Origin of the sequence: Xanthomonas cannabis (genome assembly GCF_040616535.1) — a bacterium.
Taxonomy (GTDB): Bacteria; Pseudomonadota; Gammaproteobacteria; order Xanthomonadales; family Xanthomonadaceae; genus Xanthomonas; species Xanthomonas cannabis.
The window spans coordinates 4176872-4202815 of the sequence record NZ_CP136580.1; the positions used below are offsets into that span (position 1 = coordinate 4176872).

Here is a 25944-nt window from a genome sequence, read left to right on the forward strand (position 1 = left end):
ACCCGCATGCGCGGCAGCTGCACAATGACCGGCAGCATCGCGCCGATGTACCCATCCCGGTACATCGCTGGATGCCAAGTGCGTCACAGCCTGGCACTGCGGCGCGCCTGGCGCAGGTGTGTTGTCACGTTCGTCACACGCAAGCAACATTGGCATGCGATAGCTGTCGCGCTCGCTAGGGGACGGGCGAGCCATTGACCTCTCTCAGCGCACTGCGCATCACGTCGGTCTGCTCCTGGCACATCGGCGGCGGCGTCGTGCGTCCGACCGATTCGAAGGAGATTTGCCGCATGCGTTTCAGGACCCTGTTTGCCGTCGTGCTTCTTACCGCGTTCAGTGCCGTTGCCCAGGCACAGGTCGTCACGCTCAACAAAGGCGGTTACACGCTGCGTTACGACTGTACCAACCACACCACGCTGCGCTACGAATACGTGCTGCAGGCCGATACCGGCTCGGCCGCGCGCCCGTCCGGCTTCAATCTGGACACCGAGCTGCCCAGCGGCTGCGCCGGCCAGACCTCCACCGCCTCCTACGCCAGCGTGCGCAGCGGCTACGACCGCGGCCATCTGGTGACTTCCAACCACATGGACTACAACGCCACCTACATCCGTCGCGCCAACCTGATGTCCAACATCGTGCCGCAGGTGGCCAGCTTCAACCAGGGCATCTGGGTGCGCGCCGAAAACGTCGCCGAGTGCTACCGCGATATCGCCAGTGTGCAGGTCTACGGCGGGGTGATCTACAGCGACACCAGCAACGACTACTTCCTGACCAGCCACGGCATCCGCACCCCGGACTTCTTCTGGAAGACCATCATCACCGCCAACCCGGGCGGCGGCACGCGCGCCATCAGCTGGCTGATTCCCAATCGCGAAAATCTCGGCTCGCTGGACAACTACATCGTCAGCATCGACGAACTCGAAGACCTGTACGGCGCCAGCACCATCGGCATCACCGCGCCGGCCGCCGTCAAGGCCATGCTGCCTGCCACCACCTGGCCGCAGCCGAGCAACTGCGACCTGGGCTGAGCCGCCCTGCATCCACGCCACTGCACCCAGCCCGGCACGCGCCGGGTTGGGTCATACGCCATCGCGTGCGGCAAACCATGCGGCGTAGGGCGTATTCCTGACCAGATGCCGATTGAGATCGTCGGCACCGTCGGTCCACCACACCGGGCCGCGTTCTCCCAGGGCCACCTTGGCGGCATCGACCTGGCGACGTGCCGCCGTCAGGGCGTGTGCATCGTCAGCGCGTTTGGCCGCCTTGACCGCGCGCCGCGCATCCATCAACTCGCTCACCAGCGCCGCACGTGCCTCTTCGCCTAGATGCGGATTGGCCGTCCGCCAGAGCCGGCCACGCACGATGAGGTAGCGCCCGTCCGGTGTGACCAGCGGCACGTCGGTCGTGCTCATTGCGGTGGTGTCCGAGACACGGCAGTCGGCATGCCTGCTCAGGCAACCGGTGCGAAGCGCGGGCGCATGGCGCCATCCACGTTCACCTGTTCCAGAAACATCGCATACGGCCTGACCCACAGGCCAACGTCGTTGTCCAACGGCCGGTACAGCACCAGCGGTTCCAGCGTCTCGCTGCTACGCACCACACCAAGCACCTCGTAGCGGCCGCCCTTGAAGTGGCGATATTCGCCCAGTGCAATGGTCGGTAGCGGTGGCAGTGTCTGCATGGTCGTCAGCGCAAGCGAGGGCTGTGGAGTGTAGGCCGGGTAGCGGCTGCTGACGAGCCGGCGGGCGCGCATGCGCCAATCGTCGTGCACCCGCAGCATGCGCTGCATCGCCAGGCGACGCCGCAGCGGTGCCGCATCTTCGTTCCAGTGGCCCAACGAAGTCATGACGGCCGTGGCACCGGCACACACACCACCGGGCAGGCATCCACGTCACCTGCAGGCGTGCGCACCCGGACCGGGCACGCACGCGGCTCCGGATGCCGCGACGCGGCACCTGGAGTGGCGTCTGCGGTGCCTATTCGTCTTCGTCCGCGTCGACGTCGTCTTCGATGCCATCGTCGTCGTCGATCTCGCTGTCCTGCGCAGGGCCATCCTGCAGCAGGTCTTCGTTCTTGCCCGGCGCCTTGACGCCATTGGGCGGGGTGGGGTCGTCGATCCGTGTCGCGCCGCTGTCTTGGGTACGCATGCTGCTCTCCTGCGGCAGAAGGCCGCGCAGCCACCTTCCCCCCGCCGCCGTGATGTGGACGTGTGCCGTGCGCATGCGCAGCGCGCAGGCACGCATGGCCGTCACAACGCAGCCGCCCGGTAACCAGCGCCATCAGGCGATGCCCGCACATCCGGCCGGCGCACGCACCCGACCGGTCACAGCCGCAGCCGCGCGCCACGCAACGCGTCGGCAGGCCACACGCGTCTGCGGCTGAACTGCGTCATCGCGCCGCAGGCCCGCCCTGCATCTGCGCGCCAGCTGCCTGCGTAGAGAGAGGACACCCATCGAGATACCAACCATGCCGAGCCTGCGCCGTGATCTGGAAGACCTGCTCGCCGCCTGGAAGGCGGAAGCACGCACCTTTGATGCCTGCGACATGCCCGCCTCTGCCCTGGCCTTGCGCGACTGCCATCGCCGGCTCTCGGCATTGCTGGGCAGCCACAGCGCGCACCCGCCAACAGCCGACGTGGCCGTGGCTGCCCACGCGCATCCAATCGCCACCACCACGCTGTAATCAGGCGCGGCGGGTGGCGCCGGCCGAGGCGACCTGCCCTGGCGCGGTCGGCAGTCTCACCCCACCGCGCACAGCGGTGTTTCGCCGGGCCGTAACGTCAACACACGCACACCGGTGCGCGTGACCGCCACGGTATGTTCAAACTGCGCCGACAGCTTGCCGTCGCGCGTGTACACCGGCCACTGGTCCGGCTGCGAGCGGATCGCCGCGCGTCCCTGATTGATCATCGGCTCGATGGTGAACACCATGCCCTCCTGCAGGGGCAGGCCGGTGCCCGGGCGGCTGTCATGCAGGATCTGCGGCTCTTCGTGCATCTGCCGACCGATGCCGTGCCCGCAGTAGTCCTTGACCACGCTGTAGCCGTGTCCGCGCGCATGCCGGGCAATGGCATGCCCGATATCACCCACGTGCGCGCCCGGCCGCACCGCGGCAATGCCCTTCCACATCGCCCGGTACGCTGTGTGCACCAGCCGCCTGGCGGCATAAGACACCTCGCCCACCAGATAAGTGGTGCTGGAATCGGCGATGAATCCGTGCTTTTCCAGCGTGATATCCAGGTTGACGATCTGCCCGCTGCGCAACACGTCATCGGCCGATGGCACACCATGGCAGACCACGTCGTCGATCGACGCATTGAGCACGTACTCGAAGCCGTACTGGCCCTTGCTGGCGGGCCGCGCGCCCAGCTCCTGCACGATCATGCGTTCGACCAAGGCATTGAGTTCCAGCGTGCTGCGTCCTTCCAGCGGCACCTGGTCCAGCGCATGAAACACCTGCGCCAGCAGCTGGCCGGCCGTGGCCATCGCTGCGACCTCTTCCGGCTGCTTGATCATGCCCGTCCAGGCTTCAAAACCTGCGGCTTCAAGGCCTGTGGCCGCACCCCTGCCGCGCGTAACTCCTGCGCCACGATGTCCTGGAACGACATCGCCGGATGCATCTCGCACAGCATGCCGACCTTGATCCAGAAATTGGCCTGCGCATTGATCGACCGGCTGCTCACCGTACAGGCGCGGCGCAGTTGGTCATGCAGATCGTCGTCGATATTGACGATGCCCATCGGTAAGCTCCTGATCGCGAATATACGCAACGTATATGAAACATATATTCGCAGCAAGCAGCCGCTAGCGAGCGTCGCTTCGGCCGCGCGCCCTTGCATCAGACAGGACACTGCACAAACCCCGCATCGCCACACGCCACCTGCTGCGCGTCACTCCGGTGGGCACAACCCACCTGTCGCGATGGACGCTCATCGTCGCGATGGGCGTTCATCATCGAGCGTGCCCATGACTTCTTTGTCGGCAACCGCCTCACGCTGGCGTGTCTGGTAGTTGTCCGCGGCCACTGCCGGCTTCAACGAACCCAGCAGCACGCCGCGCAACAGGTCCGCATAGCTGCGGTATTCGGCCGCTCGGTCGGCATACATTGCCGCCACCGCGGGTTGGCGCCGGCCATCCTTGCTGGCCAACCGCGTCACCAGATCGACACGCTCCTCGATCACGCGCAACGCCACCCGCAAGGCCTCGTCCACCGCGCCTTCCTTTTCCATTTCCAGCGCCTGCGCAGAATACGCATGCCCCACCTGGCACCTGAAACGCAGCCCGCCGTCACCTGCGATCTGGCTCAGCACGCCGCCACAGGCCGGGCAACTCATCGTGGAGGGGGATGCGATCTGTGCGATCAATGCTCTCGTCGACGGCCGGCCGAGCGCGATATCCACCTCCAGCGTCAGCGCACCCAGATCGGCCTGGTTTGGCGACGGGCGCTGCTGCAGCAATTGCACGATGGCCTCTGCCAATCCCGCGCCGCAGGCAATGTGCGATCGGGCCTCAGCCGCTGCAGGGCGGCACGCGGCATTTCATCGGCATCGGCGTCGGCCGGATCCTGCACGATCACCGCACCACCGCAGGCCTGGATCGCCTCCAGCCCGGCGGCGCCGTCGCCCAGCATGCCGGACAGCAATACCCCCACCACGCGCGGGCCAAACGCGAGCGCGGCCGACCGGAACAACGCATCGATGGCCGGACGCGACATGTTCTCGCGCGGCCCCACACCCAGGGCGAGGCGCTCACCGTTGAGCATCAAATGCCGATCCGGCACCGCCACATAGATGTGCCCTGGCAGCAGCGCCTGCCCGTCTTCGGCCACGTGTACGGCGAACTGCGGTGCGGCGCGACGCACCATGCTGCCCATGCCATCGCCGCGCGCAGACAGATGCATGACGATCAGGATCGACGCGGGCAGATCGTGCGGCAGCCCGCCCAGAAACGCGCGCAACGCCGCGCCACTGCCCGCAGAGCCGCCGATGACCACGATATCGCGTTGCATTGCAGACCTCTCTCCCAAACCTGAGGTCACCAACCTGCACGCGCGGCCGTGCATGGTTCGTTAGATGCACGGCCACCGCAGATGAGCGCCTGTGCAACACCATGACCTGGCAGCGCGTTGCAGCACGCGCAGTGCACTGGCATACCGCGCGCATGCGTGGTTCACACGCATGACATCGCTTGATCTCCTGCGGCGCGACATCGCAAGGGAAGCGAGGGCCGCCCGGTCCGGACAGGCGGCAGCCTGCGCAGGCGCAGTCCGTTGGCGAAGCGATCACCAAGGATGGCCCGGACGTGCATGCGGATCGATGGCACCGGTGCTGCTGCAGTCCTGCACGGCAGCACCAACGGCACAGCCGCTGCACGTCCCACCTTCAACCGGCAGGCCTGGAACGGCGACGATCGCTCGGGGACCTGATCAGTCGCGCACGGCACCGCCCTGGACCTGCGGTTGGCGCCGGCGCGTCTTACCAATCAGCCGCCGCAGCGCCGGCCACAGCGCAAAATGAGCAATTGCAGAGACGCTGGCGATCGCCACAAAGACGATGCAGGGCAGCACCGCGCCAAACACGAAGGTCATGCCCAACACGAAGCCGAACAGATATTCGGCACGGTACGCGCGGACCACCACTGCGCACAGCAGCAGCGTCACCAGCACACCGAACGCGACCGATTCGTTGCCGAGCACGAAGGCGACCGATAGCGACCCGCCAGCCACCCACGCGCCAACCGCGCCTGCCACCGCGTAGCGGAACACCGCACCATCGCCAGCGGCCCGGCGTGCCACCACGCTGACGGCAAGCCAGCCCACCAGCGGCAGGCTGAGCAGCCCCCACCAGTTGGAGATGGCAGGCAGGTCTGCGCGGTTCAGCAGGTGATGGCTACGCACGCCGCCGTGGCTGTGCTCCCACGCCAGTTGCGCGATGGCGACCAGCACACCCAGCAACGGCATGCCCCAACGCCACCAAGATCTGTCCCGCTGTGCCATCCGTGCTCTCCTGGTGGTGGTCGTTGCGCGCCCTGCGTCGTCATGCGCTGACGCACGACCACTTTGCCGCAGCCGTCGGCGCGCCACGTGTGCCGGGCGGCACCATGACTTCTGGACGTGATCATCGGCGCAATCGTGCACGCGGGTTCACCACACGCACCGGCAAACGCTGCCGTGCGACTGCACACCGGCACCGGCCTCATGACGCAGGTATGTGGAGGGAGCGGTAGCCATGCACGACATCCATGTCGATGTCGGCAGTGTCGTGCTGATGCGCAGAGCATGCATGTGGATATCGTCCGGAAGGATCGGCTCAACGGCGCACGATGGAACTGCGTGCCTTTTTCGAATGCATCACCGTGGCGGCGGCATCGCGGATGGCGCTGGTGATGTGCTGGAGCGTGCTGGACCTGACCGCCGAATACTGCCAGTACAGCGGCACATCGATATGACGCGTGGGCGAGATCAACACGACATCCCCGGCATCCACGGCGGGTAATGCCAGTGCATCCGGCGCAAGACACCAGCCCATCCCGCTGGCAGCGGCACGGACGAAGCCGGTGGATGTGGGCAGGTAATGAATCGGTGGCTGCAGCCTGGCGCGCGTCACATGGCGGATGAATCGTGCCTGCAGGTCGTCCTTGCGGTTGAAGGCCAGCAATGGCGCCCGCGCCAGCGACGCGGCCGACACGCCGTCAGCGAAGTGCCGGCCTGCAAATGCCGGCGAAGCGATCGCCACGTACCGCATCACGCCCAGCGCATGCACGTTGCAGCCCTGGATGGGGCGAGGCTCGGATGTCACCGCGCCGAGCACCGTGCCGTCGCGCAGCAGGCGCAGCGTGTGGTCCTGATCATCCACCCGCACATCCAGCAGATAGCCATGCGCGGCGTGCAGCCCGGCAATGGCCGGGATCACCCAGGTGACCAGCGAATCGCCATTGACCGCGATTGCAACGGACTGGGTGCCACGGCGCTTCTCCGAGCGCGCAAACACGTCCTCGACTTCGGACTCCAGCGCCTGCAACGGGCGCACGCGGCGCAACAACTGCTCGCCCGCTGCAGTGGGGCGGCAAGGCGCGTCTCGCACGATCAAGATCTGGCCCAGCCGGTCTTCGAGCGCCTTGATCCGCTGCGAAACCGCCGACTGGGTAATGGACATGTGTCGCGCCGCCGCCTCGAAACTGCCCTCATCCAGAACCGCCGAAAAGGCCGCAAGCTGTGGATGCATGAGGATCATCGGGGCGCTCCATTAGAGACGCTAATGCTGTAGAAGAATGGATCGTTTGTCTAATGCGCGGCCTGCGCCAATGCTGGCACCTGTCATTGAGATCGGTGCCCCACATGTCCATCACTGCCCTGCTGGCCGGCTTCCTCGCCGGCGCCGGCCTCATCATCGCGATCGGCGCCCAGAACGCCTTCGTCCTGCGACAGGGGTTGAAGCAGCAGTACGTTGCACGCGTAGTGGCGATCTGTGCCCTGGGCGACATCCTGCTGATCGTGCTTGGCGTTGCCGGCATCGGTGCACTGGTCCACCGCTATGGCGGGTTGCTGGACGTGCTGCGGGTGGGCGGCGCCTGTTTCCTGGCGGCCTATGGCGTGCTCGCCGCCAGGCGTGCCTGGCGCGGATCGGGCGGCCTGTCCGCAGCACCCGAAGCGCAAGGCGGCCCGTATCGCGTGCTGCTGACCTGCGCGGCGTTTACGTTTTTGAATCCACACGTCTACCTGGACACGATGGTGCTGTTGGGCAGCATTTCCACCCGTTATGCCGGCCAGCACCGCTGGTTCTTCGCGCTGGGCGCCTGCCTGGCGAGCGTGACCTGGTTCACCGCACTCGGCTTCGGTGCAAGGTTACTGAGGCCGGTCTTCCGCGCCCCACGGGCCTGGCGCGTCCTCGATGCAGGGATCGCCGTGTTCATGATCGGACTGAGCGTTGCCCTGCTCACTCGCCCGCTGTGAATGCGCAGCGCATGGTGCACACGACGACACCGCCAGCGATCGGGCGTTCGGGCAGTTCCCGCGCACTGACGCCTGCTCGGTTCATAAAGTCGAGGGTGCATCCGCTATAGCTCCGATCGATCCTGCCGCTATGGGTTGAATCAATGGAGCAAGCCTGCATGGCCAACGAACTCACAACCCAGGTGCCCTTCGCTGGCCTGGACGACACTGCCGGGGAACTGCTGCAGCGCCTTGCGGAGCTGACACCGCTGAAAACCTGGGTGCTTGCAGAAATCAAGAACGACCATTGGATCATCCGGGCCTGCACGGACGCGTCCTTCGGCCTGGCGGTGGATCAGTTCTTGAGTTGGCCCGAATCGGTCTGCCGCAGCATGATGGTCATGGGCGGGCCGCAGTTCGCACCGGATCTGCAGAAGTTCGAGCACCTGGCGCAGTCGCCGGTGGCCAGCAGACTCGGCATTGCAAGTTACCTGGGCGTTCCCATCCGCATCCCCGGCAGGGTGGAGGGCATGTTGTGCGGCCTGGACGATCGCGTCGTGGAGGGAAAGGTCGAGCATCTCCTGCCGCTGGTCGAGACCTTCGGGCGCGTCCTGGCCGGCTCCTGGGCCCAGCACCTCGGGGCGTTACCGCAGGCCACGGCAGATGCCGCGGCCGTGGACGACACACAGACGCTGGCCGGCCTCTACGACCTCGGCGCCTTCCGTGAGCTGCTTCAGGCAGCGGCGGATCACCGCCATCGCACCGAACAGGGCGGCGTCCTGTTGTTCGATCTGGATACCAGCAGCTCGGGAAACCCGCTCGGCTCCGAGCAGGACGTCATGGCGGCCATCGGCGTGCTGAAACAGGCCACCCGGCCGCAAGACAGTCTGGCGCGGCTGGCGCACGGGGAGTTCGCGCTGTTCCTGCCGGGCAGCAGCGAATCCGGCCTGCTGTCGGTGGCACGACGCATCCAGTCGTCGCTGCGCTCCAAGGGCCTGAGCGCCAAGTGGGGAGCAAGCTGGTTCAAGGAGATGGGGCAGCTCAACAACATCGACCACCTCATCAAGGTCGGGCCGCTGCTGCCATCCAGCCCGGTCGGCGACGCGCCAGCCGTGGCGCCGCTCAACTGACGCGCAACGTTCCAGCATGCGCCAGGCACTGCGATGTCGAGCGCCCAACGTGGATCGATAAGGGCCCCTGCAAGCGGGCTCACCCACGCCGACAGAACCTTCATCCCCTCCCTTCGATACTGCGGCCTTGTCGCGCTCGCTACCGGGCGCTCATCCGCTGACGCTGCTGCATGGTCAGCAGCGGCCGCTGTCTTCAAGAGGGCTTGCTTTTGGATACCCCGACTGTCCGGGACGTGGGCGAGTATCTGCTCACCGCCCACGTCTGCCCACTGCATGGAAAGTTCGTGCCGGAGCTTCTGGTGTCCCGGCCCGGCGGCATCACCCTGCGTCGCCATTGCCTGCCCGGTGCCGCGTTTGCGGACCGCGACACGGCCTATGACTATGCCCGGCAGTCGATGGCCTTGTGCCAGGTGTCGAGTACGGGCCTGGTGACCCTGTCGAACGTCAGCCTGGCCTGACGCTCCGACAACGGTGGGCTGCGACCAAGCGCCGGGAGTGCGCCTGTCCATACGAGCGGCGTGAGCCCTGTACGCCAGCGATGGCGGCCAACGCATTGTGCGCGCTCGAAAGAAATCAGCAGGCGACCACCTCCCCCATCGATATGGGACGACGGGCCAGGATCATCTCCGGCCGCGATTGCGCAGCCGCTGTCGCTGATCAAGAGTTCCTGCCGACAGCCGCTAATCCGTGTAGCCACCGGTACCAGTGCCAACCGGTGAAGCCGAACGCTGATGAGCCTCGCACCGGAGCGGACGACGCCTTCGGATGGTCAGTTGGTGATCGTTGTTCCGACACGCAGATCCACCACTCACCAAGGTCCACCATGCTCGCTACCATCAAGCGCAAGTTCCTGCTGGCATTGCTGGGGACATTGATCCCAAGCATCCTGCTCTGCCTCTTCCTGCTGCATAGCCTGCATGGTTCGAAGGACCGGGTGGGCACGCTCTACAACCGGGATTTCACCGGTTCGGCCCTGGCGAGCAGCATCGATGGCCAGCTGACCCGCGTCGACATCAATATCCTGCGCATGATCGCCATCGGCACGCCGGACACGATCGCCCAGTGGAAGCAGGAGAACGAAACGCGCTTCACCCAGGTGGACTCCAACATCGCACAGCTCAAGCGCCTGCTGAGCAATGAAAGCGACCACACTGCGCAGCTGCAGAAGATCACCGCCAGCTACGCCTTGATGCACGATGGCATGCGGCGTCAGGTCGAGCTGATCGAAGCCGGCGACATTCCGGCCGGCGCAGAGGTCAATCGCACCCAGGTCAAGGACAACGCCAACGCCACCTTCGCCGGGCTCTCCACCTTGCGCGACGAGCTGGGCAGGTCCGCCAAGCTCCGTTACGAGCAGCAGCAGGAAGCCAACACGCGCGCAATGATCCTCTCGGCCATTGCGTTGGCCCTGATCGCGGTGGGTGGCATCAGCGCTGCGCTGGTGTTGGGAAACACCATCTCCCGTGCCATCCGGCGCGCGGTCGGCGAGGTCGAAAAACTCTCCAATGGCGTCCTCGACGCAGATGCCGGCCCCAAGGCGACCGGCAAGGACGAGACCGTGCAACTGGCCAATGCCGTTGACCGCATTCGTGACCGGCTGAAGGGCGTCATCGCAGCACAGGTGGAAATGGCACGTCAGCACGATGCCGGCCAGATCAGCTACCGCATGGATGAAAGCGCGTTCCCGGGCCAATACGGCCACATGGTGCGCGATGCCAATGCATTGGCAAACTCGCATGTGCAGGTCATGACGCGCCTGGCCCAGATCACCGGCCGCTATGCAGTCGGCGACCTGTCCGAAGACATGGACCGGCTGCCTGGCGAGAAGGCAGTGCTGACCGAGACCATGGATCAGGTCAAGCGCAACCTGACCGCCATCAATCACGAAATCAGCCACCTGGCCGCGGCAGCGGCGGCCGGCGACTTTGGCGTGCGTGGCGACACCGCGCGCTTCCAGCACGACTTCCGCACCATGGTCGAGCGCTTGAATGCCCTGATGTCCACCGCAGACGGAAATCTGCAGTCGTTGTCGGCCCTGCTGAAGTCCATCGCCGCCGGCGATCTCACCGCGCGGATGACGGGTACCTTCCAGGGCGTGTTTGCGCAGATGCGCGACGACGCCAACACCACCGCGGCGCAGCTTGCAGAGATCGTCGGGCGCATCCAGCAGTCGGCCGGCGCCATCAACTCGGCCGCAAGCGAGATCGCGGCGGGCAATCAGGATCTGTCGCAACGCACCGAGCAACAGGCGGCCAATCTCGAAGAGACGGCCGCATCGATGGAAGAGCTGACCTCCACCGTGCGCCAGAACGCCGAGCACGCACGCCAGGCCAACCAGCTGGCGATCAGCGCCGCAGGGGTGGCATCACAGGGCGGCGAGATCGTCAGCAAAGTGGTCGGCACCATGGCCGGTATCGAAGCCTCGTCGAAGAAGATCGCAGACATCATCAGCGTCATCGACGGCATCTCCTTCCAGACCAACATCCTGGCGTTGAATGCCGCCGTGGAAGCTGCGCGTGCCGGCGAACAGGGGCGCGGATTCGCGGTGGTGGCATCGGAAGTGCGCACCCTGGCGCAGCGTTCCACCGCTGCCGCCAAGGAGATCAAGACACTGATTGATGACTCCGTGCAGCGCGTGGCCGAAGGCTCGACGCTGGTGCACTCTGCCGGGGCGACCATGTCCGACATCGTTGCCGGCGTGCAGCGGGTGACCGACATCATGGGTGAAATCTCTGCCGCCTCGCAGGAACAATCCAAGGGGATCGAGCAGGTCAACCTCACCGTCACCCAGATGGACGAAACCACCCAGCAGAACGCTGCGCTGGTGGAAGAAGCCACCGCGGCTGCCCGCGCGATGGAGGAGCAGTCTGTCCAGCTGACCGAGGCCGTTGCAGTGTTCAAGGTCGATGGCGGCGTGACCAGGCCAGCGCGCGCACTGGCGGCGGTGGCACCGGCGCGCAAGGCCGGCAGTGGCAAGGCAAAAACGACCGCCCCCGCCACCTCCAACCGACACGTGATCAAACAGGCGCATGTGGCGGTGGCTGCATCCGATGGCGGCAACTGGCAGGAGTTCTAGGGCCGGCGCGCATGCGTGGGCCGCGCCCGGGTCGCGACCGGTGCGGCCCGACTCGATCACATGATGCTGCTGGCCATTGGACCAATACACGGAAGCGCGGGCCCGGTATGCAGCTTGCGGCTGCTCATCGCTGCAGGGCTCCGGACAATCAGGTAGTGACAATCGGTTTTTCGTATCGTCTGGCGCATCCCCAGGCGCCTGATCTGCAAGCGCCGCTCTGGTCAGACAGCGGCCGTGCAACGTCCAGCCGCGATGACAGCATCTGGATGCACTGCAATCACCACTCGACGCACCGGGCGAAGCAATCCCGCTGACGGGGCGAACGGTACGACCATCACTTCTGGCATGCGACGCGCACGCCGTGTCGCCGCTAACGTCGATGACACCGTTCAACGTGTCATCAGGCATGCATCATCCAGATCCATCACATCCTGCCGTGCAACCGGGCCTTGCCGTGCTGCGGCATCCTCTTTCGCGGCTTGTCATGGTTGCGGCCATCCTGTTCCTGGCGCACTTTCCTTGGCTGCCGTTTCCGTGGCGGATGCCTCTGGTCGGTGTCGCTGGTCTTGCGCTGGTCTGGGTCGAAACGCGCTCGGCGCGTGCGTGCGGACTGGCGCCAACCGCGTTTCGCGCCGTGCTGGGTTGGACACTGTTGCTGGTGGCGTTGGTCATCGGACTGATCAATCCGGTGGTGCAGCCACTCATCGATACGTTGACCGCAACCCGGACCGACTACAGCGCCTACGGCGCGCTTCGCGGCAACATGGCGGCGGCCGTCCAGCTGGCCGGTAGCGCCTGGCTCAGTGCCGCAGTGGGCGAAGAACTGGTCTTTCGCGCGTTCCTGCTGCACCAGCTCGATCAGATGCTGGGCCGCCATCGCGGCGGGCGGCTGCTTGCGGCGCTGGCCGCAGGCGTGGTGTTTGGCCTGATGCACGCCGCGCAAGGCATCTCCGGCGTGCTGCTGACAGGAATCGTCGGCACGTTGCTGGGCGTTGTCTATCTGCGCTCCGGGCGCAACCTCTATGCGCTGGTAATGGCGCATGGACTCATCGACACCTGGGGAATCGCCACCTTGTATCTGGGATGGTATTAACGCCATGCGTCGCAAACAGACGGGTGGCGACGCCACGGCGGTGACCTGCGCGCTGGCGGCGTGAGAGCCATTGGATACGACATGTACAACTACAAGGCTTGGCACGGCGTGACCGAGCCTTGCCATGACGTGCCACGCAGATGACACCGGCGACGATGCGCGCAACCCACGCACATCGCCGCAATCGCTCACTCGATCAGCCCACCAGCGCCAGCGCCAGCGCCGGCTTGGCAGCGGTGCCGCGCCCACGGTCTGCCACGCTCTGCACCAGCAGCGAGGCCTGGTCTTCCAGCGCGCGTGCCGACGCGGCCATGGTGTCCACCAGCGACGCGTTCTGCTGGGTGGCGGTATCCATCTGGATGATGCCCTGGTTGATCTGCTCGATACCGGCGCTCTGCTCGGCGCTGGCATTGGCGATGTCGCCCATGATCTGGTTGACCCGGCTCACCGACGCGAGCAGCTCCTGCATGGTCTGGCCGGCCACCGCCACCTGCTCGGCGCCCTGCTTCACCTTTGCGCCGGAGTCGGCGATCAGGTCGCGGATCTCCTTGGCGGCATTGGTGCAGCGTTGCGCCAGGCTACGCACTTCCGAGGCCACCACGGCAAACCCGCGGCCCTGCTCTCCCGCCCGTGCCGCTTCGACTGCTGCGTTGAGGGCGAGGATGTTGGTCTGGAAGGCGATGCCGTCGATGACGGTGATGATCTCGCCGATCTTGCGTGATGACGCCTCGATCTGCGTCATCGTGGCGACCACGCCATTGACCAGCTCACCGCCCTGCTGCGCCGTGCTGGCCGCGCCGCTGGTCAGCGTGTTGGCCTGGCGCGCGCCTTCGGCATTCTTGCGCACGATGCTGGTCATCTCCTCCATCGAGCTGGCCGTCTCTTCCAGTGCGGCGGCCTGCTGCTCGGTGCGGCGGGACAGGTTGTCGTTGCTCTGCACGATCTCGCCCGCGGCCTGACTCAGGGTCTGCGCCACTTCGCCCAGCTGGCGTCCGGACTGGATATCCATCAACGCGCCCACCGCACGCAGCGGCGTGCCGTCGGCCGCGCGCTTGGTCAGGCCACGCGCCCGGAACCAGCGGTACTGGCCATTCTTCAGCTGCAGGCGGTATTCGATATCGAAGCCGGTGCGGCCGCTACGGTCGTTCAGATGCGCCGCGAATGCATTGAGCGAGCGCGCCTTGTCTTCCGGATGTAGCCGCGAGGCCCAACTGTCGAGCACATTGGGAAACTCCTGCTCATTCTCGAATCCGAGCAGGTTACGGAACTGCGGCGACCACCAGAATTCGTTGCTGGGGTTGATCGGATCACCGGCGATCACGCTCATGTCCCACAAACCGTCGCTGAGCATCTGCGAGCCCAGCTCGAAGCGCGTCAGGGTGATATCCAGGAAGCGGTCGCGCTTGCGCCGCTCGGTGATGTCGGTAATGGAGCCGGCAACGCGTAACGGCGTGCCGTCTGCATCGCGCGCGGTCGTACCGAAGGCGCGGAACCACCGGTACTCGCCGGACTTCAGGCGGATGCGGTTTTCCACGTCGTACGGCGTGCGGCCGCTGCGGTCGGTCAGGTGCGCCGCAAAGGCGTCCAGCGTGCGCTGCAGATCCTCCGGATGCAGGCGCTGCACCCAGCTGTCGAGCACATTGGGAAAGTCCTGCTCGGACGTGAAGCCAAGCAGCCGGCGCATCTGCGGCGACCACCACACCGGGTTGTCCGCATGCCCCGGGTCACCAGCCACGATGCCGATGTCCCACAGGCCATCGGTGGTGCCGTCGGCGACCAGGTCAAAGCGCCCCTGCAGATGCTGCAGTGCCCGTGTGGCGTCTTGCGCCATTGCCTGCGCCTGCGCGCGTTCGCGCTGCAGGGTGGCCACCTGTTCGGACAAGCGCCTGGCCACGCCCTCGGGCACCACCGACGGCCATTGCGGAGCGCCTGCCTGCTGCAGCGTGTCCAGTGCGCGGCCCCATTGCTCGGTGTTGGGTGTCTTGGCAAACCACATGGCGGTCTCTTCGATTGCTGGGGAAATTCCGCTAGCGGCAGCAGCCGCGTGGTTCTTGAGCGGGTGGAGCGCCACGAGTGGGCTGTCAGTCAGTCTGGTAGCAGGTGCCGCCCGCAGCGCCCACGCTGGCAAGATAGGCGCCTGGGTCGAGGAGGAGCGGAACGTGGGACTGTATCTGCCGCGGCGCGTCTGGTTGGGGGCAACCGTGCTGGGATTCACCGCCGGCATCGTCAATGCCGCCGGCTATCTGGGATTCAAGCACCAGGCGCTGAGCCATCTGACCGGAACAGCGTCGCTTGGGGCGCTCGCCATGGGGGCCGGGCACTGGCGCCTGGCCGCGGAGCTGGCCGCGATCGTCACCAGCTTCGTGGGCGGCGGGCTGCTGGTCGGGCTGGTCCTGCGCGGGCGCGCCCTCTCGTGGCGTTACGTCGGCCTGCTCTGCGTGCAGGCCGCCTTGCTGCTCGCCGCATGCGCGCTTCTCGGCAGCGGCCAGGGCTGGGGTGGCTGCCTGGCGGCAGCGGCGTGCGGCCTGCAGAACGCGATGACCACCTTCTACAACGGCTCGGCGATCCGCACCACGCATCTCACCGGTTTTTTCACCGACCTGGGCTTGCTGCTGGGGCAAGGCCTGCGCGGCGATGCCCTACCATGGCGCAGGTTGTCATTGGGCAGCCTGGTGCTGGCCGCATTCGTCGCAGGCGGCGTCTTTACCGCCACGGCCTTCGGTCGCTTCGGCTTCCAGGTTCTCCTGGTTCCGGCAGCGGTGGTTGCCAGCCTTGCCGCCGGCCTGGCACTTCATCTCGCACGGCATGGCAGCGAAGAGCGCCCTGTGCCTGCATCCAAGTGAGCAACGTCGGCCTGCCCTGGCTGTCCGCGCCGGCAGACACGCTGCTCGAATCCGCACACGCGACAGCGCCTCGCGGCCGTGCAGCGGCACCGTTACACCAGGTCGCGGTAATCCTGCAGGATCACCATCACCAACTGGCTGCGCGAGCGCACGTCGAGCTTGTTGAACAATTGCTGGAAGGTCGCCTTGATCGCGCTTTCCGAGCTGCCCAGCTGACGTGCGATCAATTTGTTGGACTGCCCGCGCAACAGCCCCCGCAATACCTCACGCTCGCGATCGGTGAAACTGGGGCGGCTTTCCTGGGTGCCCTGCACCACCAGCGATTGCAGGTAGCGCTGGTCGATCAGCACCCGGCCCATCGCCACGGCATGGATGCTGTCGATGAGTTCATCGGTAGACACATCCTTGCGGCAGATGCCGGAGACGCCCAGGCGGATCAGGGCCAGCGCGTCGCGCTCGGGCAGGCCGGCCGTGACCACCAGCGTGGCCGGGCGGCGCGCCTGCTCGGCCTGGCGGCGCATGTAGTCCAGCGCGTTGTACTCGCCCATGTCGTAGTCCAGGATCACCACGTCCGGCGCCAGCGATGCGATCTGCACGATGGCCTGCGCCAGCGCGCCGGACTGGCCCACCACCTCGAAGCGCGCATCGGCGCCGAGCAGGCGCAGCAGCCCCTCGCGGAACAGCGTGTGGTCGTCCAGCAGGTACAGCCGGACCGGTGGGCGCGGCGCCTCATCCATCGGGCAGCTCCGCATGCGGCGCATGCGCCAGCGGCAGATGCAGCTCGAAACACGCGCCTTGCCCGCCGGGCGCGTAGCGCAGCAGGCCGCCCTGGTTGGCCATCAGCGCCCGCGAGATGTACAGCCCCAGCCCGGAGCCATCGCTGTCGCTGCGGAACGGCTGGAACAGGCGGGCAGGCTCGGCAATGCCCGGCCCGGTGTCGCGCACGCTCACCACCGCACGGCCCTGCTCCAGGCGCGCACTCACGATCAATTGACGGCGCTGCGGCGGCAGCCCCTGCACGGCGCGCAACGAATTGCGCGCCAGATTGAGCAGCACCTGCAGCAACGCATGGCGATCGCCCTGCAGCGACGGAAACTCGGCCGGGATCTGGATGATCAGCTGGCCGTCGATGTCCTCCCAATCGGAGCGGATGATCACGTCCAGCTCGCTGCACAGCGTCTGCAGCCGCGTTTCGTGCACCTCATCGGGCAGCTGCCGGCGCAGGTTGAACGACGCCAGCTCCATCAGCGCCGCCACCAGGCTGCGCAGTGCGGCCAGATCCGGGTCTGCACCGATGGCCGGATGTCGCGCCAGGTTGGAGGTGACCACGCCTGCAGCCGAACACAGGTTGCGGATCTCATGCGACACCGCACCGGCCAACAGCCGGTTGTTCTTCAACACATCGTCAAAATGCGCCGACTCGCGCGCGCGCACTTCCTCGCTGGTGTCGACCAGGATCGCGGCCAGATGGCGCTCCTGGCTGTCTTCGTAGACCGAGAACCAGGTGGTGGCCGGAAACCGGGTGCCGTCGCTGCGGCAGCCCCAGGTGCTGGCCGAGGTACGCATGCCATCCAGGTTGGCGCTCATGCTGAGCGCATCGTCGAGCAAGGGCAGGAACTCGCGCACCGCGCGGCCTTCCAGTCCACCGTCGTCGGCCATGTCCAGGATCTCGTGCGCGGCCCGGTTGGCGGCCACGATGCGGCCGTCGCCGGCCACGGTGAGCAGCGCTGCCGGGCTGCTTTCGGCCAGCAGCCGCAATTGCCGCTCCAGCCGTCGGCGCAGCCGCTGCTCGGCGCGCAGCTGCACGTAATGGGCCAGGATCACTCGCCGCGTGCGGCTGATCTCTGCCACCAGCAGGCCGCAGCCGGCATAGGCAATCGTGGCCATGAAAAACCGCAGCGCCTGTTCGACCAGGGTCTCCTCGGTCACGAACAACCCGCGCAGCACGGCGCAGGCAATTGCGGCAATGACGATGTCGCGGCGTGACAACACCGTGGCCGCCAACACCACCGGCAGGATGTACAGCAGCCCCAGCGAGACGCCCAGGTGCGAATACCACTCGGCCCACACCAGCGAGGCCAGCATCGCCAATGATGCCCACAGCGTCGGGCCGCGATTGAGTTTGACCACCTGCCCGCGCCACTTGAATGGCAGCCTCAGTCTGTCCATCGCCCACCGGTGCACTTGCGCTGCAAATTCGCTCCTCGCCACATTTTCAACGCCACAACATGCAGGCCTGGGGCGCAGATTTCACCCTATCGAAAGATAGCCCGGCCGCATCGTTCGGACCGCCTGCAACCCGTCCGATGCCGGCGCAAGGATGGCAGACACAACCGTGCAGGCCGGGTGTAATGCGGCCACCCCACCTTGGCTGCCCCTCCATGATCACCCGCGATACGTTTCCGTTGCGGCGCATCTGGCCCAAGACCTACAAGCGCCTGCTGGTGCTGCTGGCCTTCGACTGTGCCGTGGCCGTGCTGTACACCTTCTTCGACTGGCACTGGCTGTCCATCGAAGCGCTGCCGCTGGCACAACTGGGCTCGGCGCTCACCATTTTCCTGGCATTTCGCGCCAATGCGGCCTATGGCCGCTGGTGGGAGGCACGCCAGCTATGGGGCGCGCTGGTCAATACCTCGCGTGCCATCGCACGCCAGGCGTTGACCGCACTGGATGTGGACCCCGACGACCCGCGCCAGCGCGCACTGCGCGATGACATCGTCGTGCACCAGGTCGCCTTCGTCCATGCGTTGCGCTGCCATCTGCGCCGACAGAATCCCTTCCCCGAACTCACCGGCCTGCTGGGGCAGGCACGTGCCGACGCATTGCGCAGCTACGCCAACATCCCCAACGCGCTGACCCTGCGCCTGGGCCAGCAGCTGCAGCAGGCGCGCGACCACGGCATGCTCGACAGCCTGCGCTGGTCGTCGCTGGACGCCAACCTCACTGCGCTGGCCAATATCCAGGGCGCCTGCGAGCGCATCAAGAACACCCCGTTGCCGCGGCAGTTTTCATCGCTGCCCAGGACGCTGGTGAACATGTATTGCTGGCTGGTGCCGCTGGGCCTGATCGCCGGCATGGGCCTGGCCATGCCGATCGCCTCGGTACTGATCAGCTTCACCCTGATCGCCATCGACAGCGCCAGCAGCGCCATCGAAGACCCGTTCGAAAACACCGTGCACGACACCCCGATGACCGCACTGTCGCGCGGCATCGAGCTGACACTGCGCGAAATGCTGGGCCAGCGCGTGCCACTGCGCGAAGTGCGCGCCATCGACGGCTTCATCTACTGACCACGGAGAGTGCCATGCAGACCACGCCAACCCACCTGATCTTTGCGACCAACTTTTCCGAAACCTGCCACGCGGCCATTCCCACCGTGGCGCAACTGGTGGACCGCCTGCGCGCCCGCCTCACCATCCTGCACGTGCATGCCAAGGGCAAGCGCGCGCAGGCCCGGCAATCGCTGGACGCGTTCTTTGCCGAAGCCTCCAACTACCCGGGCTGCGAGCGCGCGCTTGCCAGCGGACCGGCCGCCGCCGGCATCGTCTCGTTCTGCCGCAGCCGCGACGACGCACTGCTGATCATGCCGCCGTCCGAACGCACTGGGCTGCCACGGCCGCTGCATGTCTCGCTGCGTGCACGCGTGCTCGAACGCGTCGCCACCCCCATGCTTACCCTTCCCTACGCAGACGCCATCCCGCGCGACGGCGCAGGCGGCGGCCATGTCGCCTGCTGGATCACCGGCCGCGAGACCAGTCTAGACACATTGCGCGATGCCGCCGCCATGGCGCGCCGTCGCGGCGCCGACCTGCACCTGCTGCACGTCATGCCGGACATCAGCGAAGGCCTGCTGGTGGACAGCCTGTTCAACGACAAGCCCCTGACCGAAGCCGCAGCCGTCAGCTGGCTCAGCGACCTGGTCCTGCAACTGCGCGATGACGACCTGCGCGTACGGCTGCATGTGGCCGTGGGCAACCCACGTCGCGAGATCGCCGGCCTGCTCAAACGCGCCTGTGCCGACGTGCTCGTCGTCGAACACGACGCTGTCGTCCGCCGCGGTGTCTGGCGCTCCTCGCTGCAGGCCACCCTGGCCAAGACCCCCTGCGTGCTGATCTGCCTGCCACCGTCGCATCTACGCCGCCCGGCCATCGGCACCGCACCCAACCAGGACAAGCCGCGACGCCGCCGCGGCCGCGCCAGGTGGTTGCTACGCGCGTAGACGCCCTTTCGCCCGACCTGGTGCGTGCATGCTGAGGCTGTCAAACCGCTTCGATGTCTGACCTGCCACCTGCAAGCAATAAGGCGATGGGCGCGCGCGCATCGAAGGCGGGAGAATTTCAGCCCTGCACCGCTATTGGAAATGGCCTGCGTCACCACCGCATCATGGCAGGGCGCGACGGCGGGTATCTCCGTCCAGCAATCAATGCGCGTTTGAGCAACGCCGGCGAACTCCAGCACACCATCTCCGATCTACCACACGGCAGCTTTCACGCGTTGCAGCGGCGGAGCGCCTCAACAACGACGCTGGGTCGGATTACGAAGTCCCCAACGGCAGATACAGTGTCATCGCACTCTCAGCAGCCTCACGGAATCCGTAGCTCTTGTAGAACCCGGCTGCCTTCGTATGCAAGGCATCCACCAGCAGCACCCGCACGCCCAACTGCTCTCGCAGACCCAAGCAGCGAGCGACCGCATGTGCCAGCAGGTAATCCCCATACCCCTTACCCTGCTCTGCTGATGAAACCGCCAAGCGTCCCATCCGGATCGCGGGCACCGGGTAGTTGGGCAGGCGCTTGCGATCCTGCTCCTGTAACGCTGTCAGCAAGAGCTGAGCCGCTGACAAGGTGGAGTAGCCCAGAATGTTGCCAGCAACCTCATCATTCGCCAGGACATGGGTCGTGCTGATGCCATCGCGATGGTGCTGCACCGCCTGCCGTCGCAGATAAGCATCCAGTGTCGGCTCCCCACAGCTGAAGCTGTTACGGTCATGCCGCTTTGCCTGGAGTTGCTCAACGATGAGCACGCACTCAGCCCTGTGCAACGCGGGCGAGCGCCTTCCTCAACTTGGCGTTGGGCTGGAAGGGTGCATCCAATGCTTTCAGGAATCGCCTGGACTCCTCTGCCGACAACGTCACCGTCAACTCGGCAGCCATGACGCTCTCGGCCTCGCGCATGACCGCATCGCGCACAAAGACCGAAAGCGGCACGCCACGCAGATCGGCGGCACGGGAAATCCGCGCCTTGTCGGCAGGGTCTAAGCGCAGATCGAGGCGGGCAGCGGCGTTGGCCATGGCAGGCTCCTATTTGTACGGAATATTACCGTACATGCCATTCATGTCAAATGACCTCCCTGCCCCTGGCGGGCGTTGTGGTTGACCTTCAACGACCTGGGCAGCTTGGACAAGACAGCAGACAAGCGTTGCGCGTGACAGCCGTTAGCGGCAAAAGGCGCTTCGGCCAACGCTTGGCACAAGAGTTGGGCGAGACGGCTGTCTGCGTTGAACTGCGCCGCGCGTGCTCGCTCGCCGGCTACAGCGTCCAGTCTGAAAGAGCGTCAGGCACGACCACGTCGTGCCGGAGATTCTCGAAATGAGCTACGCCGACTCCAAAGCTTTCCCGTTGACACGCGCCAAGAGCTGGAGCGAATATGCGTGTGTCGCCGCATATTCGGCGACCGGGATTGGTCTCCCGATTACTCAGGCGCACCAGCGCCCATCGATCGATGCAAGGCGCTTTTTTGTTGCCCAGCATCGCGCGGGGTGCGTGCTTGCCATCTTTATGGCGGGCGGTACGCGGGGGGCTTCGGCCCCGCCGGTCCCTGAGTCCGGTAGACCAACCCGTGCCGTCCGCCACCCCGCTTGGTCTCGGGTTGGCGGGCTCCAATTTACTCAGGAGTCCTACATGTTTTACGACACCCAAGAAACACCCGCACTTGCGGCGCGCGCGATCACCCACGATGTCGGCCTGATCGCAAGCACCCTCGAATGCAGGCATGCCGTGTGGCTAAGCCTGATGCCGCGCCATGAAAGTACAGGCGGGGCCATCTACCAGTTCACGTGTACCGACGATGATGCAGCAACCGCTGCTTTCGATGCTATGTCTGCGCAGGTGCGGCGATGAGTACGAGCAAACACTTCCGCGTCTGCACCGGCATCACCCTCAGCTTCGAGATCATGCAAGGCTACGTGCTGGCCATGCTGCATTCCGATGCGCAGCCCGATCTACCGCCGGTCCTCATCGCCTGCGAAGCAACTGGCTTTGATAACGTCTTGCCGGGCGGGGATGCGCAGAGCGTCGTGCTAGGCCGGCTGCATGTCTGCATGCGCGTGGACCCGGCAATCGAGGTCCTCACGTGGCTGCGCAAGCAAGCGCATCGCGCTGACGCGCGACGATGAACCCCGCACACGCACTCGCTCATCGAGAACACGCCGACACCGCGATCAGCAAAACAAAAGACCGTTTTCGATAGGTCTCCGACGGCTCCCGACAGTGTTCCGAAGGACACAAAAAAGGCACTTGGGCGGGCATCCCAAGTGCCTGCTATCTATTGGTGGGCCCACCAGGATTCGAACCTGGAACCAAAGGATTATGAGTCCTCTGCTCTAACCGTTGAGCTATAGGCCCTGCTGCGCAGCGCTCGCTGGTGCCGCATGCAATGCGTCGGGCCCACAGGAGTGGGGCAAGTTTACCTGTCTGCCAACAAGGTTGTCTGCTGGATGCCTGCTACTACCTGCTTACTTGCTGCATCCTTCGTCCGCTTCCGAGTGCTCTACCTAACTGCGCTGCACGCGAACCGCGTTGCACACGCCCGCGGAGATAGCCGGGCCGCTCAAGCTGTACGTGCTGGTCGATCGGCATACATCAGCTGGCGGGAAAACCATCACGCATCCGCAGTCTGCTGCTGCCTGTCGATCAGCTGGCGACCTTCGCGGAAGCCTTGCGCGATGGCGTCCTGGTAGGTGTCCCAGGTCTGAGTCCGGTCGTTGATACGGGGCAGGCGCGTGCTGCCTCCGTCCGCGTAGACGTCCACCCAGAGCGTCCACTTGGCCGTTGGCGTGGCCTGTTCGGCACGTACGCGGATCTCGTGATCGCGGTACGTGGTGGTTTCGTAGCGGCTTTGTCTACTCATCGGATGGCCTCGTTTCCTTTCGTGCACCAACTTAGAAGCGATGGCTGGAATACCACGTGAGATTGAAAGAAACATCCACTTAATAGTGCGTTGCCGTGCGGCTTCGTCGCCAAGGTGTGAAGCCGATCTCCTCCATCCAATGCAGACTGCAGCGGCGTCGCCGGGCCGGTGCCTGAAACGCAACAGCCCCGCGTGTGCGGGGCTGTTGTGGGACCACCGTAAGGACGCGACTGACAGGTCAGTCGATATCCAGGAACGAGCGCAGCTGTTCCGAGCGGCTGGGGTGACGCAGCTTGCGCAACGCCTTGGCCTCTATCTGGCGGATCCGCTCACGGGTGACGTCGAACTGCTTGCCTACCTCTTCCAGCGTGTGATCGGTATTCATGTCGATACCGAAGCGCATCCGCAGCACCTTGGCCTCGCGCGGGGTGAGGCCCGCCAACACGTCGCGCACCGTCTCGGAGAGATTGATGTTGGTGGTGTTGTCGATCGGGGACTCCACATTGGTGTCCTCGATGAAGTCGCCCAGATGCGAATCCTCGTCGTCGCCGATGGGGGTTTCCATCGAGATCGGCTCCTTGGCGATTTTCATCACCTTGCGGATCTTGTCTTCCGGCATGTCCATTTCCTTGGCCAGTTCTTCCGGCGTGGCCTCGCGGCCGAACTGCTGGAGCATCTGGCGGGAAATGCGGTTCAACTTGTTGATCGTTTCGATCATGTGCACCGGAATACGGATGGTGCGCGCCTGATCGGCGATCGAACGGGTGATGGCCTGACGGATCCACCACGTTGCATACGTGGAGAACTTGTAACCGCGACGGTATTCGAACTTGTCCACGGCCTTCATCAGGCCGATGTTGCCTTCCTGGATCAGGTCCAGGAACTGCAGGCCGCGGTTGGTGTACTTCTTGGCGATGGAGATCACCAGGCGCAGGTTGGCCTCGACCATTTCCTTCTTGGCCTTGCGTGCCTTGGCTTCGCCGTAGGCCATCGCACGGCTGATTTCCTTGATCTCGGCCAGGGTCAGGTAGTTGGCCTTCTCCATCTCGATCGAGCCCTGCTGCTCGGACACGATCTGGTCCTTGACGTCGCGCAGCGCCGACGACCACTTCTGCTTGCGCTTGAGTGCGTCTTCCACCCATTCCAGGTTGGTCTGGTTGCCTTCCCAGGAACGGATGAAGTCCTTGCGCGGCATGCGTGCCACGGTGGTGGCCAGGTGCAGCACCTTGCGCTCGTGATCCTTGATGCCGTTGACCACGCCACGCAGCTGGGTGACCAGCGCGTCGGTCAGCGGCAGCGGCAGCTTGAGCGTGGTGAAGATGGCGGCCATGTCTTCGCGCGCCTTGACCACCAGCTTGTGCTCGGCGCCGTTCTTGGCATAGATCTTCTTAAACTTGGCGTATTCGTTGGCCAGGTTCTCCATGCGCGTGGCGACTTCGACCGGGTCCGGACCGGTCGGGCCGGCCTCTTCTTCGGCCGCGTCGTCATCGCCGTCTTCGTCGTCGTCTTCATCGACGGCGTCTTCGTCCACGGCGACAGGGCCGGCGGCGGCCAGTGCAGCGGCGGCAGCGTCGGCTTCTTCGATCAGGTCGTTGAAGCCGACCACGATCTCGGCCAGACGCTTCTTGCCTTCCTTGTGCGCTTCGTAATCGGCCAGCAGCATTTCGGTCGACAGCGGGAACACGCCCAGTGCTGCCTGGACCTGGCTCAGGCCTTCTTCGATACGCTTGGCGATGGCGATTTCGCCTTCGCGGGTCAGCAGCTCGACCGTGCCCATTTCGCGCATGTACATGCGCACCGGGTCGGTGGTGCGGCCACCTTCGGTGTCGAGCGCGGTCAGCGCGGCGGCGGCTTCTTCGGCGGCGGTGTCGTCAACCTCGCGGTTGCCGGTGTTGCCATCGTTGAGCAGCAGGGTTTCGGCATCGGGTGCAACTTCATGGACATCGATGCCCATGCCGTTGATCATGCTGATGATGTCTTCGATCTGCTCCGGGTCGACGAGGTCGTCGGGCAGATGGTCATTGACTTCGGCGTAGGTCAGATAGCCCTGTTCCAGGCCCTTGCTGATCAGTAGCTTGATGTCGGATTGCTGGGCAGGACGTTCGTTGGCCATGAGTGCTCGCGCCACCGGCTTTGAGATTGGAAAGAGAACCTAGCATTATACCAGCGTGAAGCCCGGTCTGCCGGATTCAAGACGGGACCGCTGGTGGACGTGTTGTATCTAGGGTCTGAGAAGGAAGGTCACCGGGCCGTCGTTGACCAGGTCGACAACCATATGGGCCCCGAAGCGCCCGGTTTCCACCCCGCCGCGATGTTTTTCGCGGCAGATCGCCACCAATTGATTGAACGCCCGTTCAGCCTCCTGCGGCGGCGCAGCCGTGCTGAAGCCCGGCCGGTTGCCGGAGCTGGTGTCCGCAGCCAGGGTGAACTGGCTGACCAGCAGCAGGCCGCCGCCGGTGTCGGTGAGTGAGCGGTTCATCTTGCCGGCGTCGTCGCCAAATACCCGGTAGCCGAGCAGGCGCTCGGCCAGGCGCCGGATCTGCGCATCGCTGTCGCCGGGCTCCACCCCGACCAGGGCCAGCAGGCCGGGGCCGATCTGCCCGACGCTCTGGCCGTCGACGGTGACCGAGGCCCGGGTAACGCGTTGGATCAAGGCAAGCATGGGCATCCCGGGCAGCAAACTGTGCCGCGCAGCATGCCCAGCGCTGCCGGCCGTGTCACCTGCGGGTCTTCACCGGCCGCGC

29 protein-coding genes and 1 tRNA gene are annotated in these 25944 nt (G+C 65.4%); 12 read left to right on the forward strand and 18 right to left on the reverse strand.

The features are described from left to right. Nucleotides 1-290 precede the first annotated feature (290 nt). Nucleotides 291-1028 carry a DNA/RNA non-specific endonuclease gene (locus RZV17_RS17625; RefSeq protein WP_184367957.1) on the forward strand — a complete coding sequence of 246 codons (738 nt, stop codon included), beginning with the start codon at nt 291-293 and terminating at the stop codon, nt 1026-1028. Between the two features lie 51 nt (nt 1029-1079). Here the strand turns inward: RZV17_RS17625 and RZV17_RS17630 are convergent, their stop codons facing one another. The 3 genes from RZV17_RS17630 to RZV17_RS17640 form a co-directional block, all read right to left on the reverse strand. Further along, complete coding sequence (locus RZV17_RS17630) at nt 1080-1412, reverse strand: hypothetical protein (protein ID WP_355605331.1); 333 nt, start codon at nt 1410-1412, stop codon at nt 1080-1082. Nucleotides 1413-1450: 38 nt separating this feature from the next. Then, nucleotides 1451-1681 (reverse strand): DUF1653 domain-containing protein, encoded by a 231-nt coding sequence (locus RZV17_RS17635; protein ID WP_047694715.1) that lies wholly within the window; start codon nt 1679-1681, stop codon nt 1451-1453. A 295-nt stretch (nt 1682-1976) separates the two neighbouring features. Beyond that, entirely contained in the window at nt 1977-2147 is a 171-nt protein-coding gene (locus RZV17_RS17640; RefSeq protein ID WP_068838522.1) for a hypothetical protein, read from the reverse strand. 319 nt (nt 2148-2466) lie between these two features. Here RZV17_RS17640 and RZV17_RS17645 point away from each other — a divergent pair, with 319 nt between their 5' ends. Further along, nucleotides 2467-2682, forward strand: coding sequence for a hypothetical protein (locus RZV17_RS17645; RefSeq protein ID WP_166752299.1), 216 nt, complete (start codon nt 2467-2469; stop codon nt 2680-2682). Between the two features lie 56 nt (nt 2683-2738). Here RZV17_RS17645 and map read toward each other — a convergent pair whose 3' ends face one another. The 6 genes from map to RZV17_RS17675 form a co-directional block, all read right to left on the reverse strand. Further along, entirely contained in the window at nt 2739-3515 is a 777-nt protein-coding gene (gene map, locus RZV17_RS17650; RefSeq protein WP_184375462.1) for a type I methionyl aminopeptidase, read from the reverse strand. Then, nucleotides 3512-3739, reverse strand: coding sequence for a ParD-like family protein (locus RZV17_RS17655; protein WP_039405934.1), 228 nt, complete (start codon nt 3737-3739; stop codon nt 3512-3514). Before RZV17_RS17655 ends, map begins: the two co-directional genes overlap by 4 nt. Nucleotides 3740-3928: 189 nt before the next feature. Continuing rightward, nucleotides 3929-4462: a hypothetical protein gene (locus RZV17_RS17660; RefSeq protein WP_355605335.1), complete on the reverse strand. Its 534-nt coding sequence runs from the start codon at nt 4460-4462 to the stop codon at nt 3929-3931. Further along, nucleotides 4408-5007: a chemotaxis protein CheB gene (locus RZV17_RS17665; RefSeq protein WP_355605338.1), complete on the reverse strand. Its 600-nt coding sequence runs from the start codon at nt 5005-5007 to the stop codon at nt 4408-4410. The genes RZV17_RS17660 and RZV17_RS17665 overlap by 55 nt, the downstream gene beginning before the upstream one ends. Before the next feature lie 417 nt (nt 5008-5424). Further along, a complete protein-coding gene (locus RZV17_RS17670; RefSeq protein ID WP_355605341.1) occupies nt 5425-5994 on the reverse strand; it encodes a hypothetical protein in 570 nt (189 codons plus the stop codon). A 313-nt stretch (nt 5995-6307) separates the two neighbouring features. Next, the gene (locus RZV17_RS17675; RefSeq protein WP_166752302.1) at nt 6308-7231 is read right to left on the reverse strand and encodes a LysR family transcriptional regulator ArgP; all 924 of its coding nucleotides are present in this window, start codon (nt 7229-7231) and stop codon (nt 6308-6310) included. A 104-nt stretch (nt 7232-7335) separates the two neighbouring features. Between RZV17_RS17675 and RZV17_RS17680 the strand changes: the two genes are divergently transcribed. The 5 genes from RZV17_RS17680 (at nt 7336) to RZV17_RS17700 (ending at nt 13228) form a co-directional block, all read left to right on the forward strand. Next, nucleotides 7336-7950 carry a LysE/ArgO family amino acid transporter gene (locus tag RZV17_RS17680; protein WP_355609470.1) on the forward strand — a complete coding sequence of 205 codons (615 nt, stop codon included), beginning with the start codon at nt 7336-7338 and terminating at the stop codon, nt 7948-7950. Between the two features lie 158 nt (nt 7951-8108). Continuing rightward, nucleotides 8109-9059, forward strand: coding sequence for a GGDEF domain-containing protein (locus tag RZV17_RS17685; RefSeq protein ID WP_355605345.1), 951 nt, complete (start codon nt 8109-8111; stop codon nt 9057-9059). 299 nt (nt 9060-9358) lie between these two features. Continuing rightward, nucleotides 9359-9517 (forward strand): hypothetical protein, encoded by a 159-nt coding sequence (locus tag RZV17_RS17690; protein ID WP_166744162.1) that lies wholly within the window; start codon nt 9359-9361, stop codon nt 9515-9517. A gap of 365 nt (nt 9518-9882) precedes the next feature. Next, complete coding sequence (locus RZV17_RS17695; protein ID WP_355609473.1) at nt 9883-12135, forward strand: methyl-accepting chemotaxis protein; 2253 nt, start codon at nt 9883-9885, stop codon at nt 12133-12135. 541 nt (nt 12136-12676) lie between these two features. Then, nucleotides 12677-13228 carry a type II CAAX endopeptidase family protein gene (locus RZV17_RS17700; protein WP_355609477.1) on the forward strand — a complete coding sequence of 184 codons (552 nt, stop codon included), beginning with the start codon at nt 12677-12679 and terminating at the stop codon, nt 13226-13228. Nucleotides 13229-13424: 196 nt separating this feature from the next. Here RZV17_RS17700 and RZV17_RS17705 read toward each other — a convergent pair whose 3' ends face one another. After that, nucleotides 13425-15224 carry a methyl-accepting chemotaxis protein gene (locus RZV17_RS17705; RefSeq protein WP_355605349.1) on the reverse strand — a complete coding sequence of 600 codons (1800 nt, stop codon included), beginning with the start codon at nt 15222-15224 and terminating at the stop codon, nt 13425-13427. Between RZV17_RS17705 and RZV17_RS17710 the strand changes: the two genes are divergently transcribed. Continuing rightward, entirely contained in the window at nt 15223-16071 is an 849-nt protein-coding gene (locus RZV17_RS17710) for a YoaK family protein (RefSeq protein ID WP_355605352.1), read from the forward strand. The two genes, RZV17_RS17705 and RZV17_RS17710, sit on opposite strands and share 2 nt — an antisense overlap. Nucleotides 16072-16163: 92 nt before the next feature. On the opposite strand, the gene RZV17_RS17715 is transcribed toward RZV17_RS17710, so the two are convergent. Then, a complete protein-coding gene (locus tag RZV17_RS17715; protein ID WP_039405954.1) occupies nt 16164-16808 on the reverse strand; it encodes a response regulator transcription factor in 645 nt (214 codons plus the stop codon). Further along, nucleotides 16801-18240 (reverse strand): PAS domain-containing sensor histidine kinase, encoded by a 1440-nt coding sequence (locus RZV17_RS17720; RefSeq protein WP_123137678.1) that lies wholly within the window; start codon nt 18238-18240, stop codon nt 16801-16803. The genes RZV17_RS17715 and RZV17_RS17720 overlap by 8 nt, the downstream gene beginning before the upstream one ends. A gap of 212 nt (nt 18241-18452) precedes the next feature. Here RZV17_RS17720 and RZV17_RS17725 point away from each other — a divergent pair, with 212 nt between their 5' ends. Both RZV17_RS17725 and RZV17_RS17730 read left to right on the forward strand, forming a co-directional pair. Further along, entirely contained in the window at nt 18453-19361 is a 909-nt protein-coding gene (locus RZV17_RS17725) for a bestrophin family protein (protein WP_047694694.1), read from the forward strand. A 14-nt stretch (nt 19362-19375) separates the two neighbouring features. Then, a complete protein-coding gene (locus RZV17_RS17730; protein ID WP_047694692.1) occupies nt 19376-20290 on the forward strand; it encodes a universal stress protein in 915 nt (304 codons plus the stop codon). Between the two features lie 315 nt (nt 20291-20605). On the opposite strand, the gene RZV17_RS17735 is transcribed toward RZV17_RS17730, so the two are convergent. After that, nucleotides 20606-21094, reverse strand: coding sequence for a GNAT family N-acetyltransferase (locus RZV17_RS17735; RefSeq protein ID WP_047694690.1), 489 nt, complete (start codon nt 21092-21094; stop codon nt 20606-20608). Between the two features lie 4 nt (nt 21095-21098). Beyond that, the gene (locus tag RZV17_RS17740; RefSeq protein ID WP_047694688.1) at nt 21099-21362 is read right to left on the reverse strand and encodes a DUF1778 domain-containing protein; all 264 of its coding nucleotides are present in this window, start codon (nt 21360-21362) and stop codon (nt 21099-21101) included. A gap of 610 nt (nt 21363-21972) precedes the next feature. On the opposite strand from RZV17_RS17740, the gene RZV17_RS17745 reads away from it, so the two are divergent. After that, complete coding sequence (locus RZV17_RS17745) at nt 21973-22191, forward strand: hypothetical protein (protein ID WP_355605357.1); 219 nt, start codon at nt 21973-21975, stop codon at nt 22189-22191. Then, a complete protein-coding gene (locus tag RZV17_RS17750) occupies nt 22188-22466 on the forward strand; it encodes a hypothetical protein (RefSeq protein WP_047694686.1) in 279 nt (92 codons plus the stop codon). Before RZV17_RS17745 ends, RZV17_RS17750 begins: the two co-directional genes overlap by 4 nt. A gap of 153 nt (nt 22467-22619) precedes the next feature. On the opposite strand, the gene RZV17_RS17755 is transcribed toward RZV17_RS17750, so the two are convergent. The 4 genes from RZV17_RS17755 to dtd all read right to left on the reverse strand — a co-directional run bounded on the left by RZV17_RS17755 (nt 22620) and on the right by dtd (nt 25862). After that, nucleotides 22620-22695: transfer RNA gene (locus RZV17_RS17755), tRNA-Ile, on the reverse strand. Between the two features lie 256 nt (nt 22696-22951). Further along, the gene (locus RZV17_RS17760; RefSeq protein WP_355605360.1) at nt 22952-23275 is read right to left on the reverse strand and encodes a DUF6566 family protein; all 324 of its coding nucleotides are present in this window, start codon (nt 23273-23275) and stop codon (nt 22952-22954) included. Nucleotides 23276-23438: 163 nt separating this feature from the next. Next, nucleotides 23439-25313: an RNA polymerase sigma factor RpoD gene (rpoD, locus tag RZV17_RS17765; RefSeq protein ID WP_039564462.1), complete on the reverse strand. Its 1875-nt coding sequence runs from the start codon at nt 25311-25313 to the stop codon at nt 23439-23441. A 108-nt stretch (nt 25314-25421) separates the two neighbouring features. Then, nucleotides 25422-25862, reverse strand: coding sequence for a D-aminoacyl-tRNA deacylase (gene dtd / locus RZV17_RS17770; RefSeq protein ID WP_047694681.1), 441 nt, complete (start codon nt 25860-25862; stop codon nt 25422-25424). Nucleotides 25863-25944: the final 82 nt, after the last annotated feature.